General features: G+C 60.0%; 19 protein-coding genes. 15 read left to right on the top strand and 4 right to left on the bottom strand.

Annotation, left to right across the window (positions count from 1 at the left end; genetic code table 11):
- Positions 1-23 precede the first annotated feature (23 nt).
- Positions 24-1,361 (bottom strand): hypothetical protein, encoded by a 1,338-nt coding sequence (locus tag L53_RS00755; RefSeq protein ID WP_034810627.1) that lies wholly within the window; start codon positions 1,359-1,361, stop codon positions 24-26.
- Positions 1,362-1,634: 273 nt separating this feature from the next.
- Between L53_RS00755 and panD the strand changes: the two genes are divergently transcribed.
- On the top strand, positions 1,635-1,991 hold the full coding sequence (gene panD / locus L53_RS00760) for an aspartate 1-decarboxylase (protein WP_034810630.1): 357 nt from the start codon (positions 1,635-1,637) through the stop codon (positions 1,989-1,991).
- A 24-nt stretch (positions 1,992-2,015) separates the two neighbouring features.
- Here panD and L53_RS00765 read toward each other — a convergent pair whose 3' ends face one another.
- Positions 2,016-2,999, bottom strand: a complete 984-nt coding sequence (locus L53_RS00765; RefSeq protein WP_034810633.1) for an LLM class flavin-dependent oxidoreductase — start codon at positions 2,997-2,999, stop codon at positions 2,016-2,018.
- Positions 3,000-3,164: 165 nt separating this feature from the next.
- Here L53_RS00765 and L53_RS00770 point away from each other — a divergent pair, with 165 nt between their 5' ends.
- Entirely contained in the window at positions 3,165-5,123 is a 1,959-nt protein-coding gene (locus L53_RS00770) for a S9 family peptidase (protein WP_034810636.1), read from the top strand.
- 6 nt (positions 5,124-5,129) lie between these two features.
- Here L53_RS00770 and L53_RS00775 read toward each other — a convergent pair whose 3' ends face one another.
- Complete coding sequence (locus L53_RS00775; protein WP_034810639.1) at positions 5,130-6,176, bottom strand: class I SAM-dependent methyltransferase; 1,047 nt, start codon at positions 6,174-6,176, stop codon at positions 5,130-5,132.
- A 7-nt stretch (positions 6,177-6,183) separates the two neighbouring features.
- Positions 6,184-7,140 (bottom strand): prolipoprotein diacylglyceryl transferase, encoded by a 957-nt coding sequence (gene lgt / locus L53_RS00780; protein WP_233347456.1) that lies wholly within the window; start codon positions 7,138-7,140, stop codon positions 6,184-6,186.
- An 85-nt stretch (positions 7,141-7,225) separates the two neighbouring features.
- On the opposite strand from lgt, the gene L53_RS00785 reads away from it, so the two are divergent.
- From L53_RS00785 to ctrA, 13 genes are all read left to right on the top strand, one after another.
- Positions 7,226-7,477, top strand: coding sequence for an accessory factor UbiK family protein (locus L53_RS00785; RefSeq protein WP_034810642.1), 252 nt, complete (start codon positions 7,226-7,228; stop codon positions 7,475-7,477).
- A gap of 129 nt (positions 7,478-7,606) precedes the next feature.
- The gene (locus L53_RS00790) at positions 7,607-8,110 is read left to right on the top strand and encodes a YbjN domain-containing protein (protein WP_034810645.1); all 504 of its coding nucleotides are present in this window, start codon (positions 7,607-7,609) and stop codon (positions 8,108-8,110) included.
- Between the two features lie 10 nt (positions 8,111-8,120).
- On the top strand, positions 8,121-8,930 hold the full coding sequence (proC, locus tag L53_RS00795) for a pyrroline-5-carboxylate reductase (RefSeq protein WP_034810648.1): 810 nt from the start codon (positions 8,121-8,123) through the stop codon (positions 8,928-8,930).
- A gap of 13 nt (positions 8,931-8,943) precedes the next feature.
- On the top strand, positions 8,944-9,582 hold the full coding sequence (locus L53_RS00800; protein ID WP_034810651.1) for a hypothetical protein: 639 nt from the start codon (positions 8,944-8,946) through the stop codon (positions 9,580-9,582).
- On the top strand, positions 9,583-10,665 hold the full coding sequence (locus L53_RS00805) for a phosphotransferase (protein ID WP_051607420.1): 1,083 nt from the start codon (positions 9,583-9,585) through the stop codon (positions 10,663-10,665).
- A 210-nt stretch (positions 10,666-10,875) separates the two neighbouring features.
- Complete coding sequence (locus tag L53_RS00810) at positions 10,876-11,148, top strand: DUF1153 domain-containing protein (RefSeq protein WP_034811776.1); 273 nt, start codon at positions 10,876-10,878, stop codon at positions 11,146-11,148.
- Positions 11,149-11,254: 106 nt separating this feature from the next.
- Complete coding sequence (locus L53_RS00815; RefSeq protein ID WP_034810653.1) at positions 11,255-11,932, top strand: hypothetical protein; 678 nt, start codon at positions 11,255-11,257, stop codon at positions 11,930-11,932.
- On the top strand, positions 11,929-12,858 hold the full coding sequence (locus tag L53_RS00820; protein WP_034810655.1) for a FliG C-terminal domain-containing protein: 930 nt from the start codon (positions 11,929-11,931) through the stop codon (positions 12,856-12,858). Before L53_RS00815 ends, L53_RS00820 begins: the two co-directional genes overlap by 4 nt.
- Positions 12,855-13,259, top strand: a complete 405-nt coding sequence (locus L53_RS00825) for a hypothetical protein (protein WP_034810659.1) — start codon at positions 12,855-12,857, stop codon at positions 13,257-13,259. The genes L53_RS00820 and L53_RS00825 overlap by 4 nt, the downstream gene beginning before the upstream one ends.
- Complete coding sequence (gene fliN / locus L53_RS00830) at positions 13,256-13,522, top strand: flagellar motor switch protein FliN (protein WP_034810661.1); 267 nt, start codon at positions 13,256-13,258, stop codon at positions 13,520-13,522. The genes L53_RS00825 and fliN overlap by 4 nt, the downstream gene beginning before the upstream one ends.
- Before the next feature lie 165 nt (positions 13,523-13,687).
- On the top strand, positions 13,688-14,698 hold the full coding sequence (locus L53_RS00835) for a flagellar biosynthesis protein FlhF (RefSeq protein WP_034810663.1): 1,011 nt from the start codon (positions 13,688-13,690) through the stop codon (positions 14,696-14,698).
- Positions 14,699-14,702: 4 nt separating this feature from the next.
- Positions 14,703-15,542 carry an AAA family ATPase gene (locus L53_RS00840; protein WP_034810665.1) on the top strand — a complete coding sequence of 280 codons (840 nt, stop codon included), beginning with the start codon at positions 14,703-14,705 and terminating at the stop codon, positions 15,540-15,542.
- Between the two features lie 135 nt (positions 15,543-15,677).
- Entirely contained in the window at positions 15,678-16,391 is a 714-nt protein-coding gene (ctrA, locus tag L53_RS00845) for a response regulator transcription factor CtrA (protein WP_034810668.1), read from the top strand.
- The last annotated feature ends 103 nt before the right edge of the window (positions 16,392-16,494 follow it).

Genomic DNA, 16,494 nt, shown 5'->3' on the forward strand with positions numbered 1-16,494 from the left:
GGGGTGGTGGTCGCGGGACCGGATCAGCCGCCCAGTGCTTTCCAGCGTATCATGGCCTCGCATGTGTTTTCGCCCTGGAAGGCAGACTTGGCGGCGCCATTGAACTGATCGGAGACGGATGCGGCCCAGACCGCAGCGGCCGCGTCATAGGAGGTAAACCCGATTTCGGAGAGGCCGCGTTCAATCCGGTTGCAGATCAGGCCGGCAACGTCCGGGTCAGCCGAGCTGTTGAGGTATGAAATACGATCTGACAGGTCGAGCCGCGAGAAGATGTAATCATACACGGTCAGGTCCTCACCAACATCAAAAGCCAGGATGTCGCCTGAAGTAACGCCGGTAAAGTCCGGGTATCCGGTATCCGAAACACCTGCTGTGAAGATGGAAGGGATCGGCTGGTCCAGATACACGGCCCATTGACCGATAGCGCCTTTACCGCGCGTGTCCTTGATATCGTTCGTGTCCGGCAATTGCGCGGAGACAACGAGGATTGGCTTGTCGCTCCATGCCTTCACGGAAAACGCGCTGACCGATTGCTCCGTGATCGACTGACCGAACAGGGTGCTGGTGGAGTTATTCAGGAAGTTGGAAGCCTCCATCATCAGGGGCGCATTGAAATAGGTGACCAGCGTGGAGGTCGGCGCAATCAGGTTGGCAGCGGTGGTCAGCGCCCCCATTACATTGGCGCTGGCTGAGGATTCCTTTTCATCCGACAGCTGAAGACGAAAGCGTGCCTCAATGGTCGTGTTGGGTCCGACCTTGAAGTAAGGCGTGGCATAGACCGAGATGCTCTCATTCGTTGTCCAGGATTCCCCCTCGCGGTTGTTCGAGGAGAAGGTAGACGAGAAGAGCGCATTGGTCGCAGTGATGTCTGGCTTGGCCACATCGAACTCGGCGATCAGGGTGCGGGTAATACTGCGCGATGACATCATGCGAGAGAACCAGCCCCGGCTCTCCTCGTCATAGTTGCGGGCCTCAACTTCCTGACTGCGTACGCCGGACGTCACGCCCTCCATGTCATAGGCATCGGGTTTCAGCGTGACGATCTGTATCCGCGTGTAACGGTCCTGCAGCATATCTCCGAACTCGGAATAGACGGCTGCCTCGTCGATCGCGACATCGATATAGGGGAGGTAGTCCTTGGCGGGCACGGCGCCGCCGCTGGCGCGGCCGGTATGGCGCCGCACGGTGGGGGTTGGCGCGCCGAGAAAATCATCATCACCGGGATTGGGTATGCCACGCACGGGTCCGTTGGGCACCTGACTGTCTGCGGGCGGCGGAGAGGCGGGTGCGGGGTCCGGGCTGGACGCGCAGCCGGCGACGATCATTGCGATGGCGATGGCGCTTGCTGACACCTGTTTCATGTCGTTTCTCCCCTGTATTATTCCCCAGCCTTACAGATTGTTAACAGACGAAATCCCGCAAGGCGACCCATTTTGGTACGGAATTCGCGCGACACGGGGTATGGGAGTGGGGGGACGTCATGACCTCGCGTGAAGGTGAGGCCCAAGCGTCCAATATCGTCTTTACTCACATTTGCTGCGATGCAATAAGCGCCTTGCGCAAGGCCGCAGGCCTTCCTATATGCTCATTATGAGCATAATGATGCGCTCACAATAATCCGGGAGGATCCATCCTTGTTGCTCAACATGCTGAAAGCGAAACTGCATTCTGCGACCGTCACGCAGTGTGACCTTCACTATGAAGGCTCGGTATCGATTGACCAGGACCTGCTGGATGCCTCGGGCATCCTGCCGAATGAGCGGGTGGATATCTGGAACGTCACCAATGGTGCCCGCATCCAGACCTATGCCCTGGAAGCACCGCGCGGTTCCAAGACGATCGGTGTGAACGGCGCGGCCGCGCGCCATTTTGCGGCCGGCGACAAAGTCATCATTGCGGCCTTCGCCGGGATTGATGCCGACAAGGCCCGCCAGCATGCGCCGACAATTGTGCTGCTGGACGACCACAACGAGATCAAACGCCCCGTCTAGCCGGGGCGATCATTAAACGACAATTCAGCCTTTCAGGACGTTCGCGATGATTTCAAACGAGCGCAGGCGCTTGTCGACGTCGTACATGTCGGAGACGATCATCAGCTCGTCGGCCTGTGTGCGGGCGAGCAGGGCCTCGACGCCGCGTTTCACCGTATCCGCGTCCCCAATGATGCTGAAATTCAGCATGTGTGACGCGCGCATTTTCTCTTCCGGCGTCCAATAGGTGTCGATGTCGTCAATCGGCGGCTGGGTCAGCTTGCGGTCGCCCCGCACGAGGTTTGCGAACGACATCTGCTGGGAGGTCGCGAGATACTTGGCTTCCTCGTTCGTCTCGGCAGCGATGATGTTCACGCCGATCAGCGCGTAGGGCGTCTTCTGCTGATCTGATGGCTGGAAGTTCGCACGATAGGTGGCCAGCGCATCATCCAGTGCCTGGGGTGCGAAATGCGAGGCAAACCCGTAAGGCAGGCCATAGGCCGCAGCGACCTGCGCGCCGAAAAGGCTGGAGCCAAGAATCCACAAAGGCACGTTCGAATTGGAGCCGGGGACGGCTTCGATCTGCTGGCCGGGCTCGACCGGGCCGAGGAAGGCCTGCAGTTCCAGCACATCCTGGGGGAAGCGGTCGGCGCTGTTGGGATCCCGACGCAGGGCACGCAGCGTCATCTGGTCGGTGCCGGGGGCACGGCCCAGGCCAAGGTCGATCCGGCCCGGATAGAGCGCCTCCAGCGTGCCGAACTGTTCGGCGATGATATAGGGCGCGTGATTGGGCAGCATGATGCCGCCAGCGCCCACGCGGAGGGTCTTCGTGCCAGCCGCAATGTGCGAGACGACGAGCGAGGTAGCTGCCGTCGTGACGGCTTTCATATTGTGGTGTTCGGCGACCCAAAGCCGCTTGTAGCCAAGGGCCTCGGCGTGCTGGCCGAGGCGGCGGGCATCATTCAGCGCGTCGGCGCGGGTAAAGCCTTCGCGCACGCGTCCGAGTTCAAGGATCGAAAGTTCAGCCACATCAAGGCCCCTTGCATTACGTTTCCAAGACATGGGGGCCAGCCCGCCAAAGCCAAGCCCGGCTTGCGCAGCGGAAGGGGGGAGTTGGTTGCAATTGGGCGGTTTCGGTGTTGCTTCGCCTTTCCATCCAAAATAGCCTGAATGTTATTGTTCGGGAGATCCTGCATGAGAGTATTGGTCTTGGCCGTTCTGGCGGCATGGCTCGGCTTTGGCTTCAACACGGCCAGCGCCGAGGTCACCCACCCGCCGCTGGAAGCCTATGGCGACCTGCCCTCAATCCGGTACATGGCCCTGTCTCCGGATGGATCGATCGTGGCCTTTGCCGAGCGCCGGGAAGGGGCGGATTATCTCGTCACGTTTGACTTTGCGACGCGACAGAAGACCTATCACGTGAAGATCGACGACGTTGCCACGCGGGACATTTGGTTCGCCGATGAGGAAAACATCGTCATCCTTGCGTCAGAAACGAAGTTTGTGATCGGGTTCCGGGGGGAGTTTGAATATTCTGGCGCTTTCTCTTTCAATTTGAAGACCAAGCACCTGAAATTTCTGTTGAGGGGCACTGACAACATCTATCCAGCCCAAGGCGGTCTTGGGCGGATTGTTGGTGACGATGCTGACCCCGGTCACATCTTTATGCCGGCCTATGTCGGAGATCGCTATTCTGATCCGAATTACAACCTACTGCGCGTGAACTTGAAAACCGGAAAAGGAAGACGGTTCAAGAGCGGTGTCGACAATACGGTTGATTGGTTCGTGGACAAGGATGGGACGGTACTTGCGCGGGAGGACTATAATAACACCACGGATACCTACAGGGTTTATACCTATGTGAACGGGAAGCGTGAGCTCATCTATGAACTCGAAACTTCGCAACTGCCCCCCGGTGTCACGGGTATCAAGGCTGACCGGTCCGCCTTGCTGTTTTCCGACGGTAGTGATGCCGATGATTCCGGAAACGTTTATGAGCTCGATTTCTCGGGGCAGTTGACGCCTGCATCGCTCGGCGGGAAGGGCGGTACGATCGAGCGGATCATCAAGGATGGGAACCGGTTCGTTCTCGGTGTCGAATATTCCGGCGCAGTGCCCTCGTACAAGTTTTATGATCCGGATGTGGACGCGGCCGTCTCGGGCATGGTGAACCAGTTTTCCACGGCCTCTGTAAATCTCGTATCCTGGACCGATGACTGGTCGAAGCTACTCTACCTGATCTATGGCAGCGACACGCCCGGCAGTTATGTCCTGCAGGACCGGGAAACTGGCCAATTGATGCTCGTCGCGGATGAGCGTGACAACATACCCCCAGACGCCGTCGGCCAGATGGTTTCTGTCAATTATAAAGCCCGGGATGGGCTCAACATTCCGTCGATCCTGACCTGGCCGGCGGGTGTGGATATTGAAACGGCCAGCAAGCTGCCTCTGGTCGTGATGCCACATGGCGGACCAGAATCGTATGACGCGGTGGGGTTCGATTGGATGGCGCAGTATTTCGCCAATCGGGGCTACCTCGTGCTTCAGCCGAATTTCCGGGGGTCGTCAGGCTACGGAACTGAGCACCGGATTCTTGGCAAAGGGGAGTGGGGCGGCAAGATGCAGGATGACATCACTGATGGCGTGCAGACGCTGGTGGAGCAGGGCCTGGCAGACCCGACACGTGTCTGCATTGTCGGGGCCAGTTATGGCGGCTATGCGGCGCTCGCGGGCGGTGCGTTCACACCCGACCTGTACAAATGCGTCGTGGCGATTGCACCCGTGTCGGACATTCGACCCCTCCTCGTGGATGTGAAGTGGGATAATGGGCGCAAGCATTGGGCGCTGGACTATTGGCAGGAAAACATAGGCGATCTTGATGAAGAGCGCGAGAAGCTGAATGCTATCTCGCCAGCCAGAGCCGCAGACAAGTTCACGGCACCCGTACTGCTGATCCATGGCAATGACGACACCGTCGTGCCGATCAAGCAGAGCGAGATCATGGAACGGGCTCTCGAAAAAGCCGGCAAGGATGTGACCTTCATCAAGCTTCCGGGCGAGGATCACTGGATGTCGGATGGCGATACGCGAATTGAAGCGTTGCGCGCGATGGCCAGTTTCGTGGACCAGCATATCGGGGCTGAAGCCGAGTAGGGGTGCCTAGAACCCAACCGGTGCGGGCAGGCCGCCACTCGACAGGCAGATTGCCTTGAAGCGGCTGCCCATGTCCTTCGGGTCGATCAGGCGCTGGGCATTGTCGAAGATCGCCTCGGCATGGTCGGGGTTGGCCTCGACCAGCTGGTTCAGCCTTGCCTGCGCGCCGAGCCCCATCAGGAACATGCCCTGCGGTGTCGGGCCAGCGACGTCCAGTCCCATACGGGCGGCGAGCCGTTGCAGGCGGCCGAAATCCACGTCCACGGTCAAATCTGTTTCGCCGGGACGGGCAAGGGGGGAGACCTGCTCGCCTTGGCTGAAAGCTCGCAAACTGTCGCCCGGCGTCGCGTCGGCCGGGCCGTAATCGATGAACAATGCGCGCATTGGAGCGGGACGCATCAGAAGGTCTGCAATCAGCAGGTCGAACCCGATCTGCACCTCGACGGACTCTGAGGTTTCGGCCGCGCCATCGGGTGCGCGCTGCTCGTCGGCCGCAAGCCCGAAGGCAAGCGCTCCATCAGAATCCAGCCCGACCACGCATTCGCGCCATTGGCCATCCGCCTTGCGGTATTGGCGGGCAGGTAGGCAGTCGAGATATTCGTTGGCGATCAGGATCATCGGCCCGGCGGGCACATTGCCGAGCGTATCGGCAAAGGATGGTGTATAATCGCTGAGACGCTCGACCTGTACCTTACGCAGTTCAGGGCTCGGCTCAACGAAAGTGAGCTGGGCAGCATCGGCAAATTCGCGACCGCCCGCGACATAGGCGAGACGCAGCGCATCCGCCATCAGCGTGCCGCGGCCGGGACCGATCTCAACCATATGAAACGCGTCCGGCGCGCCCATGGCCCGCCATTCATGCACGACCCACAGGCCGATCAGTTCGCCGAAGACCTGGCTGACTTCCGGCGCCGTAATGAAATCCGTGCCGAGGCCGGGGCGTGTGGCGTAATAGCCCTGTTGGGCGTCATGCAGGGCGAGCTGCATATAGGTTGAAACCGGGATGGGGCCGCCGGTTTCGATCAGGCGGGTGATGCGATCCTTCAGGGTCATGGCAGGCTCAGCTCGAGGTCGCGGGCTTTGACTTCAGCGCGTTCCAGACCAGCCAGATGCCGCCGATCCACATGGGGATGGAGAGCAACTGGCCCATCGTGATCCAGTCCGGCAGGCCTTCGACAAAACTGTCGGGCAGGCGGAAGTTCTCGACGATGGTGCGCCCGGTCGCGTATGTCAGCAGGAACAGGCCCGCGATAAGGCCGGGGCGCTTCAGCGCGCCGAAGCGCCAGATCAGGATCGATCCCACAATCAGCGGTAACCAGCCCTCCAGCACGCTTTCATAAAGCTGGCTGGGGTGGCGCGCAGTCTCGAAGCCTGTATAGGCCCATTCGCCGGTATCCCAATTATAGGCCGGCGGCGTCGAGCCGCGCACATAGCCTTCCGGGAATACCATGCCGATGGGCGCATCCGTGTGACGTCCATAGAGTTCGGCGTTCACGAAATTGGCGAGTCGGACGAGGCCGATGCCAATAGGCGCGACCACACCGGCAATATCGCCAATCGAGAGCAGAGACACTTTGCGACGGCGCGCAAACAGGATGAGCGCAATCGTGACGCCCAGAATGCCGCCATGAAATGCCATGCCCCCATCCCAGATCTTAAAAATGGTCAGCGGGTTCGCCGCGATCACATCAAACTGATAGGGCACCATATAGAACAGGACATAGCCGAAGCGTCCGCCCAGAATGATGCCGACAATGATCCAGAACATGATGTCGTCCAACTGGTCCTTGGTCAGCGGGCTGGTGCCGCCAAACAGGCGCGGACGCCGGATCATAGCGCTGGCATACCACCAGGCAAGCGCGATTCCGGCCATGTAGCCGAGCGCGTACCAGCGCAAATGGAAGGTGCCGAGCCCAAGAAAGCCGAGATCAATAGAGACCAAGGCCGGACTGACATCCGGGAAGGTCAGCGCCGCAGCGGGCAGGAGGGTTGCAGCGAAGCTCATCATATCCAGCATGCAGCGTCTTTTCCCTGTATGGATAAGGACCTATCTGTTAGGGGACCGAGAACTTGTCCGCCCGATGCCGCGAAGGAGTAGCCGCATGGCCACAACAAATCCACTGCTAGATGACATTGCAGGTCTGATGACCGGCGCAATGGGTGCTGCACGGGCCGCAAGCGAAGAGGCGAAGACCGCTGCCCAGGCCCGCGTGAAGGGCCTGATCGCCGATATGGACTTGGCGGGCCGCGACGAAGTCGAGGCACTGAAGACGCTCGCCACGGCGGCGCTGGAGCGTGTCGAAGCGCTGGAAGCGCGTGTGGCAGAGCTCGAAGCAGCTGCAAAATCCAAATAGCGCAACCCACAGACTTTGTATGCCTACCTGTTGTTCGGGGTGGACGCAGACCCTGCGCCGCGTTTCAACGGGGATGGCCATTGGGCACGAATCCTGTGTCCATGACTTCAGAAAGAAGGGGAGACTTTCATGAGCCTTGATCTTTCACGCGAAGAATTCGAAGGGATCGATCCGCTCGATCGCGTCGAAGAGGCCCTCGAAATCGCCGGGTGGCAGCACGAACGCGACGAAGAAGGCACAATTCAGGCTGTGGCTGAGACCCGTTGGGGTGATATGGGCGCGCTGTTCGCGTTTCGCCCTGAACCCGCCGCGATCCATTTTTCCGTCACCCTCGACATCAAACCGATAGCTGACAAACGCCGTCAACTGTCCGAACTGATCATCATGGCCAATGAGCGCCTCTGGCTCGGCCATTTTGATTACTGGGCAGACGAGGGTGTGGTCATCTTCCGATATACCTTTTCCATGATGGATCGTGACGAGGCCTCCCTGGGCGAGCTCCGGTCGACCATCGCGGCGGCCGTCAGCGCCGTTGACCGGTTTGTACCTGCGTTCAACTTCCTGATCTGGGCTGGCAAGAGCCCACGCGAAGCGATGGATGCGGTCATGTTCGAAACCCACGGCGAAGCCTGAGACCCGGCGCGTGGCGGCGGCACAGTCAATTGTCCTGATCGGGGCAGGCCGCATGGGCGGCGCACTGGCGTCCGGTTGGCTGTCGGGGCGTTCCAAGCCCAATATTTCTATCGTCGCACCGCGCCCGACGCCGCAAGTGCAAGAATGGGCTGAAGCCGGCCGCATCACGCTGAACCCGGATCCGTCGCCTGCGCGCATCGTCGTTCTGGGTATCAAGCCCCAGCAATTCGCGCGCGCTGCTGAAGGCATCAAGCAATACATCGACGAGAGAACACTGGTGATTTCCGTCATGGGCGGAATCAAGCTGAGCCAGCTCGAAGACCGCCTCGGCACACCGCATGTGATCCGCGCCATGCCGAATACGCCGGGGTCGATTGGAAAAGGGGTCACGCTTCTGTCAGCAGCTCCGTCGCTGGGCTCTTCGGATATTGAAGCCGCCCGCAAGCTGCTCACACCGCTTGGGCTTGTCGAGGGCCCGATGGACGAAAAGACAATGGTTGCCGCGACAGGTATTTCGGGGTGCGGCCCGGCCTATGTCTTCCTGCTTGCCGAGGTAATGGCCGAAGCCGGAGAAGCCGAAGGCGTGCCAAAGGACATGGCGGCGCGTCTTGCCATTGAGACGATCATCGGTGCGGCCGCTCTGATGGAACAATCCGGCCAGACTCCAAATGCGCTCAGAAAAATGGTCACTTCCCCCGGCGGCATCACCCAGGCCGCTCTTGACATCCTTATGGATGACGGTGGGATGCCTATATTGCTGAGGAAAGCCCTGCGCGCCGCTGTGACCCGCGACCGGGAGCTTTCCAGAGAGCCGGATTAGAGGACAGTTACCGATGACGACGCAGGCAGGCATATTGGAAAAGGGCCTGCTCGCCGCACTGGAACTTGCCGACGAGACGCCTTGGGCCGATCTGACACTGTCGGCCATTGCGGAGGCCGCAGATACCAGTCTTTCCGAATTTCATGGCCTTGCCGGCAAGGATGATCTTGCCGCACATGCCGATGCCTATTTCGACAAGGCCATGTCGGAAGAGGGCGTGTCGCATGACGAAAGCCCGCGGGAACGCCTGTTCGACGTTATCATGCTGCGGTTCGAGGCAATGGAAGCGCGCCGCGCCGGGCTCCTCTCGCTGATGAAGTATAGAGACCACACGCCATCGCTCTTGCTCGCGCTTCCCCTCGCTCGAAAGCACAGCGCCGATTGGGCGCTCGTCTCGGCCGGACTCGACACTCGTTCCGGCGCGCCGGTGGCGCTCAAATCCGTCGCGATTGGTTATGTGATCGACACAGCCGAACGCGCTTGGCGCAAGGAAACAAGCGGTGATTTCGCGCTGACCATGGCCGCGCTCGACAAGGGCCTGCGCGACGCCGAAGAGCGGATGGAGCAGCTTCAGCGCTTCACCGGCTGGGGAAAAAAGAAAACACGGCAGGACAACACTGCCGACGAGGAAACGAAACCGGAGGAAACATGAATGAGCCGACCAGGCCTCGACGCAGACCCGCTCTCATTGGGAGCGGATTGGTTCAATGCGCTATTTGGAGAGATCGGTATTGACGCCGAGGTTGCTGGCCTCACCGCAAAATCCATCGGCACCGGACAGATCGGCGAGAATGTCCGCTTTGTTTTCGACTATGCGCGCAAGGGGCCGAATGCTCCGGCGACACTGGTAGGCAAGTTTCCATCTGATAGCCCGGAAAGCCTGATGACCGCCAAGCTGCTTGGCCATTATGAGCGGGAAGTAAAATTCTATCGGACTTTCCCGAAAGTGGCCGGCGTAATTACACCAGCGGCATTTTACACAGATTATGACCCGGACACGAACCGGTTCGCGCTGATCATGGAAGACATGGCGCCGTCTGAGCAGGGCGACCAACTTCAGGGGTGTAGTGTCGCCGAGGCCGAGCGTGCCTTGTCGGCAGCGGCTGTGTTGCATGCGGCGTACTGGAATGATCCGTCACTTGATACGCACGCCTGGTTGCAGGGCAGTGACCTTGCGCCGCCGCCTGCGCTGACACCGGAAGCAGTGAGTGGCCTCTGGCATGGATTCAAGGATCGGTATGGTGAACGGCTGGAGGCTGACGACATCCTCGTGGGTGACGCGTATGCGGCGGCATTGCCAGCCTGGAGTGAGGGGTATGACGGCCCGCATGCGCTGACGCACAACGACTTCCGGCTGGACAATATGTTGTTCGGCGCGGACGCGGCACCCAAACCACTGGCCGTTGTAGACTGGCAAACAGCTGGCAAGGGCGCGCCAGCTGGTGATGTTGCATACTTCATCGGAGCGGGTCTGACGCGCGAAGATCGGCCAAAGCACGAGCAGGCATTGCTGCGCTTCTATCATGCGCGGCTGACCGAGCAGGGTATTTCCGACTACTCGTTCGAGGCGCTCTACGATCATTATCGCTGGTTCAGCTTTTACGGCATGTCGGTTGCTTTCGGGGCGGCAATGCTGGTGAAGCAGACGGATCGCGGAGACGAGATGTTCCTCACCATGCTGCGCCGTCACGCAGCGCAGGCGCGCGACAATGATGCGCTGGCATTGCTGCCGTAATCCGGGCGAAAGTTATACTTTCTGTAATGAATCCAGCTGATTCCCACGATCTGTCCCGGCCCGGTACAGCTTTCCAAACATTCCTCTAACCTGGGGAGTAAAACTGACATGGTCGCTTACGCCTCGGCTTAAACCCCACCCTGTATGTTGATTTCCATGGCGCCCGGAGAAGCCGGGCAGTCCTGTCATAGCAACTAGAATGGTGTGGACATGGAACAGCACAATGCTCGTAACATCAGCGTCCCCGGCCCGGATGGCCAGATGCTGACCCTGGCGGATCTTCCGTCACCCAACATTTTGCGTTGGGTTACGCGTCGCAAAGCTGAAGTCGTTGCAGCAGTCTCCGGGGGACTCCTGTCCCGCAAGGCTGCTTGTGATCGCTACAGCCTGAGCGAAGAAGAATTCGAGACGTGGGAGAAGCTTTATTCCCGTCACGGAACCAAGGGACTGCGGACCACACGTTTGCAGCAATACCGCCGCTAGGACGCGTCACGGTTAACGGATTCCTCTCCGTTAAACACAAATTTAAATGCCAGCGCCTATCACTGGTCCTGAATGCCGGAAGTTTACCCGGCAACAGGAGTAGCGAATGGATCATAGGCTCGCAAAATTCCAAGGCAGCGCGATGCTCTCCACACGAGCAGTCGCGCTGTTCGCGCTTGTCATAGCAGGCGTACTGGGCAGCTGGCGTGCCAGCGACCTGTTCACCCAGCCCGTTGAGGCCTGGGTCCCTGGATCAGCCATCGAAACTTCCCTGATGGGTATTCTTGAGCCGGTGGCCGGCACGGGAAACATCCGCCTCTCCGTGTCCGGCGATGGTCGCTCAGGCCGATCGGTCCTCATCCTGCTGGCGTCAGATGCGAGCGAGACCGCACCAACCCTGCAACGTCTTGCAAGTTCCGCCATTCTGCTGTCGCCTGAAACCGGCGATCAGTTGATCATCGAACAGGCTGACTTCGCGCGAGGTGTTGCCGGTCGTCCGGATGCAACTGGCTGGACTGAGCTTGGCCTGTACGCATTGCTTTGCGGTTTGTTGGCGTGGGTTGGTTTTCGTGCCCCCCTTGACGCAGCTCCAGCGGCGACGAGCACCGGCGCGCCAGCTGACCGAAAGTCGGCCCGCATGGAATCTGCGGACATCATTCCGGTGTCCAAACCACGCCCGGTCCGCCAGCCGGACCCGGACGCTGCATCCCTTGTGCGCAAGGATCCCGCGCGCACCGCATCAATCCTGCGCAGCTGGATGCGCGGTGAAGGAGATGCAGCATGAGCGCACTGGCGATTTCACGACCGCGCGGCACGACCGGGCTTGCTCGGTCGGCGCGACTGATGCGCGCTCTGGGGCCTGAGGCCGCGCCAGTCTGGAGCGAATTGAGTTCGCAGGAAGCCCGCGCACTTTCCGCCGCAATGGATGCGTTGGACGATGATTTGCGTGATGAGACTGATGCGCTGGAAAGCTACAAACAGGCGCATGCGCGCAGCGGCGCATCTTCCGAAGCCGATACGCCAATCTGGGCTGAAGTGTCTGAACTTGAAACGCGAGATTTGTTGAAACTGGCTGAGGGCCAGCACCCGCAAGCACTTGCCCTGATGCTTTCCCGTCTGGATGGCAAAGCCTCGGCGCGCATGTTGAAGGCGCTCGAGAAACCTGTCGCCGTCGACGTGATGCAACGCCTGTTACACTTGGGTCCGGCGCATCCAAGCGCGGTCGCAGCGCTCGAAACAGCCGTGTCGGCATGGATGGCCGGCGCCGCGCCAGCTTCCCGAACCGGTGGTCATGAAGGTGTCGCCCGTATCTTCGACCGGATGGATAGCCGTTCAGAACAAAGCCTTTTGTCTGCGCTGGAATCCGCTGTGCCAGGCGCCGGACAGCGCGTCCGCTCATTGATGTTCACTTTCGACGATCTGGCGAATCTGGATGCGGGGGGACTGCAGACCTTGCTGTCTGCCGCAGACCGTACACGCCTCACCTTTGCGCTGAAAGGCGCACGCGAAGAGACCCGCGCGGCCTTCTTCCGAAACATGACGCAACGCGCTGGAGAATTGCTGCGCGAGGAAATCGACATGCTTGGCGCCGTGCGCCGCAGCGAGATTGAAGCCGCACGAATGGAACTGGTTGATCTGGCCCGCACGCTGATCGAGCGCGGAGACATTCGCGCAGGGCGTCCGCAAGATGAGGATGAACTCGTCGAATGATCCACCGCGCTGTCAAATCTGTTACGCAATTTGAATTTCGCAGCGATTTCAGTCCGGGCGAAGCGGCTCCGGTCGAGCTCGACCCACCGGTGAAGCTGACCACGCCGGAATTGCTGGAAATGCTGGCGGAAGCCCGTGCGGAAGGCGCTGCCAGTGTGCGCGCCGAAGCGGCCCGCGCCGACAGCGAGCGCTTGCAGGGCGTGACGAATGCACTCAACGAAGCCCTCGCCAATCTCGTGGCGCTGACAGGTCATCTGGAGGCCTGCGCCTATGAGGAGGGTTTCAGTGACCGGGCCCATGCGTTAATAAGGGCCACCGCCCGCACCATTCTTGACGGGCAGGGTGATCTGTTCGACGCCCGGCAATCTCTCACGCGTGTTACACCCGAAGGTACCTCATGACTGATTCTGCCAATCCCGCGCTGAAAAAGAGCCTGATGGATGTGCCTGTCCGGGTGGATGTGGTGCTGGGTGAACTGCGGATGCCCATCGAGGAACTGATGGCCATGGCAGAAGGGGACATCGTTGCCCTGGAGCGCCATACGGGTGAGCCGGTTGACATCTATCTGTCAGATCGCCTGATGGCGCGGGGCAAACTGGTTATAGCGGATGGCCAATTGGGCGTGACCCTGTCGGAAATCGTCGACGATCGCGCGGCTGCCTGACGCTTAGGCAATTATCATTAAAACATTGCAAGGCCGCCCAATTCCTAACGGAAGAAAGGAAGTTGTTAACCTTTGCCGGTGTTAACTGCTTCCAACGAAAGCATGTCCTGTCGGCCTATTGGGGTGGCGATCGGCGGGGTGATCAACACAAGGGAACATGCAAACATGCGCATGAAGATGTTCGCCGCGGAGACCCTTGAGGCCGCCAAAGCGATGATTTTTGCCGAAATGGGAGCGGACGCGGTCATCCTGTCTGAACGGGAGATCGACGGCGGTGTGGAAGTTCGGGCTGCAACGGACAAGCTGGGAGGCGGCGTTGTTCCAAGCGAACCGCTATTCCTGCGAGAAGCCCGTGGCACCGGACATGGTCGTGGCTCTGAAAACCCTCTCTACAGTCGCGTTCGCGACGCTCTTCTATGGCATGGCGCCCCCAAGCGCTTTGCGGATCGGGTCGCTCATGAGGGCGCTGATCAGAATGCGGTTCCGGGCGACTCGCCAGAGGATTCGATCGCGGCCGGTCTGGAGCGCATCGTCACCTGCGATCCGATTGCGGCCCGCATGGAACGCGACATCATCCTCGTGGGGCCGCCAGGACATGGCCGGACCTCCACTGCAGCGAAACTGACCCGCCGGGCGGCGGTTGCCCGTACGGCCATCCTGCCAATCGCTGCAGACCTTGATGGAACTGCAGGCGGCGCTCAGCTCGCAGCCTATCTGGAACAGGAGCGTGGCCAGATTCGCACCGCTTTGACGCCAGATGCCCTTTTCGACACGTTGCGCACCGCACGGGCCGCCGGGCATCGCTGTGTGATTGACCTGCCATCGATCAATGCGTTCGACCAGGATGACATGGACAGTCTGCAGGACCTGATTCAGGTCGTGCGCGCCGAGCCCGTACTTGTCATGTCAGCCGAAGGTCACCCGGAAGATCAGGCAGATGCTGCCCGCATCTTTGCCCGCGCTGGCATACGCCGCGCTATCCTGACCAAACTCGATATTGCCCGCAGGCGGGGAGGGGCCATTTCGGCTCTGTCTTCTGCGGGAATCGCCTTCTCGCACCTTGCCGTTACGCCCTTTATAGGCGGCGGGCTGGTGCCGGCAGCGCCGTCCCGGCTGGCTGCCTTGTTGATGGAAGATGCCCCCGGCGATGTGATCGCCCTGAAAGGAGCTGCGTAGTCCTATGAGCTTCATGCTTCGAAAATCGCAGGAACGTCCGGCCCAGCGGCCGACCCCTCGCGTCGCGCCAGCCTCGATCATCGCTGTTGCGAGTGGCAAAGGCGGTGTCGGCAAGACGTTCATGGCAATTACCCTAGCCTCCGCTTTTGCACAGGCCGGCAAGCGCACACTGTTGGTGGATGGCGATTTGGGCCTCGCCAATGTCGATGTTCAGCTCGGCATCGCACCGGAAACCGACCTCGCTGCGGTAATCGCAGGCTGGGTCGAACTGGATGATGCTGTGACGGCCGTTGATGGCGGCGCAGCAGATGGCGGCTTTGACGTATTGCCTGGCCGATCCGGCTCTGGCGCGCTGGCTGAGCTTCCGCCTGAGGAAGTTGCCCGCCTTGCTGCAGGCCTTTCGGCGCTGGCGCTGCAATACGACCAGGTGGTCGTGGACCTTGGCGCCGGGATCGAAGCCAATTGCATGCGCTTGGCGCGCGCCGCCGACAAGGCGCTCATGGTCATTACCGACGAGCCGACCTCGATGACGGACGCTTATGCGTTCATCAAGGTGCTGCGCGGTTACGCGCCGAACGTCGAACCTGTCATCTGTATCAATCAGGCCGAGTCCCGGGCAGCAGGCCAGCGCACCTATGAAGCGATTGCGCGCGCTTGTCAGACCTTCCTCGGCTTCCGTCCGCATCTTGCGGGTACCGTAATGCGGGATCCGAAAGTGCGCGATGCGATCCGTTGCCAGAAGACGCTGATCTCCACAGACCAGCAGGCACAGCCGATCCAGGACGCAATTGCAATTTCCCAGATGCTCATAGGCGCCCGTCAGGGTGTCGATATTGGCTATTAATCTGTGTGAAGAAAGTAGAAGTTTTGGGGGTGGATCGTACGGCTTGTTAACCTTCGTTAAAGGAACAGCCCGTAGGATTCACATTGACAGGAAATGCGGCTAGCTTGGTCGTAATGATGATTCGGGAGACGAGAGATGCGCGTCCTGCTGATTGAAGATGATAGTGCGGTGGCTCGTTCCATCGAGTTGATGCTGAAGGCTGCAGGCTTCAACATCTACACCACCGACCTCGGCGAAGAGGGCGTGGACCTCGGCAAGGTCTATGAGTACGACATGATCGTGCTCGACCTCTCACTGCCTGATATTTCCGGGTACGAAGTGCTCAAACAGCTGCGCATGGGCCGTGTGAACACGCCTGTGATGATCCTCTCCGGCAATCCCGACATTGAAGCGAAGGTGAAGACGCTCGGCTACGGCGCTGACGACTATCTCACCAAGCCATTCAACAAGGACGAGCTGATCGCCCGCATCACCGCCATTGTGCGTCGCTCCAAAGGCCATGCCGAGAGCGTGATCCGCACGGGCGAAATCGTTGTGAATCTCGACGCGAAGACCGTGGAAGTGGACGACGAGCGCGTTCATCTGACCGGCAAGGAATACCAGATGTTCGAGCTTCTTTCCCTCCGGAAAGGCACGACGTTGACCAAGGAAATGTTCCTGAACCACCTCTATGGCGGCATGGACGAGCCAGAATTGAAGATCATCGACGTCTTCATCTGCAAGCTGCGCAAGAAGCTGCAGAATGCGACCAACGGCAACCACTATATCGAAACGGTCTGGGGGCGCGGTTATGTTCTGCGCGATCCGCGTCCAAGCTCGAAGACGGCGGAAGTCGAAGCGGCGGCCTGACGCCCAGAGTTTTGAAGCTTTAAGAGTGCTTCCCGAACCCCGGCCGAAAGGTCGGGGTTTTGTTTTGCGCGCAAATGGCTTTTGCACGTTCATGCTTGCAACC

Origin of the sequence: Hyphomonas sp. L-53-1-40 (assembly GCF_000682775.1) — a bacterium.
Classification (GTDB): Bacteria; Pseudomonadota; Alphaproteobacteria; order Caulobacterales; family Hyphomonadaceae; genus Hyphomonas.

What these genes read in the sequence shown, in the direction of transcription:
- L53_RS00755 (WP_034810627.1), bottom strand. Translation starts at nt 1,361, where the DNA reads ATGAAACAGGTGTCAGCAAGCGCCATCGCCATCGCAATGATCGTCGCC.
- L53_RS00770 (WP_034810636.1), top strand. Translation starts at nt 3,165, where the DNA reads ATGAGAGTATTGGTCTTGGCCGTTCTGGCGGCATGGCTCGGCTTTGGC.
- L53_RS00775 (WP_034810639.1), bottom strand. Translation starts at nt 6,176, where the DNA reads ATGACCCTGAAGGATCGCATCACCCGCCTGATCGAAACCGGCGGCCCC.
- lgt (WP_233347456.1), bottom strand. Translation starts at nt 7,140, where the DNA reads ATGCTGGATATGATGAGCTTCGCTGCAACCCTCCTGCCCGCTGCGGCG.
- L53_RS00785 (WP_034810642.1), top strand. Translation starts at nt 7,226, where the DNA reads ATGGCCACAACAAATCCACTGCTAGATGACATTGCAGGTCTGATGACC.
- L53_RS00790 (WP_034810645.1), top strand. Translation starts at nt 7,607, where the DNA reads ATGAGCCTTGATCTTTCACGCGAAGAATTCGAAGGGATCGATCCGCTC.
- L53_RS00800 (WP_034810651.1), top strand. Translation starts at nt 8,944, where the DNA reads ATGACGACGCAGGCAGGCATATTGGAAAAGGGCCTGCTCGCCGCACTG.
- L53_RS00805 (WP_051607420.1), top strand. Translation starts at nt 9,583, where the DNA reads ATGAGCCGACCAGGCCTCGACGCAGACCCGCTCTCATTGGGAGCGGAT.
- L53_RS00810 (WP_034811776.1), top strand. Translation starts at nt 10,876, where the DNA reads ATGGAACAGCACAATGCTCGTAACATCAGCGTCCCCGGCCCGGATGGC.
- L53_RS00815 (WP_034810653.1), top strand. Translation starts at nt 11,255, where the DNA reads ATGGATCATAGGCTCGCAAAATTCCAAGGCAGCGCGATGCTCTCCACA.
- L53_RS00820 (WP_034810655.1), top strand. Translation starts at nt 11,929, where the DNA reads ATGAGCGCACTGGCGATTTCACGACCGCGCGGCACGACCGGGCTTGCT.
- L53_RS00825 (WP_034810659.1), top strand. Translation starts at nt 12,855, where the DNA reads ATGATCCACCGCGCTGTCAAATCTGTTACGCAATTTGAATTTCGCAGC.
- fliN (WP_034810661.1), top strand. Translation starts at nt 13,256, where the DNA reads ATGACTGATTCTGCCAATCCCGCGCTGAAAAAGAGCCTGATGGATGTG.
- L53_RS00835 (WP_034810663.1), top strand. Translation starts at nt 13,688, where the DNA reads ATGCGCATGAAGATGTTCGCCGCGGAGACCCTTGAGGCCGCCAAAGCG.
- L53_RS00840 (WP_034810665.1), top strand. Translation starts at nt 14,703, where the DNA reads ATGAGCTTCATGCTTCGAAAATCGCAGGAACGTCCGGCCCAGCGGCCG.
- ctrA (WP_034810668.1), top strand. Translation starts at nt 15,678, where the DNA reads ATGCGCGTCCTGCTGATTGAAGATGATAGTGCGGTGGCTCGTTCCATC.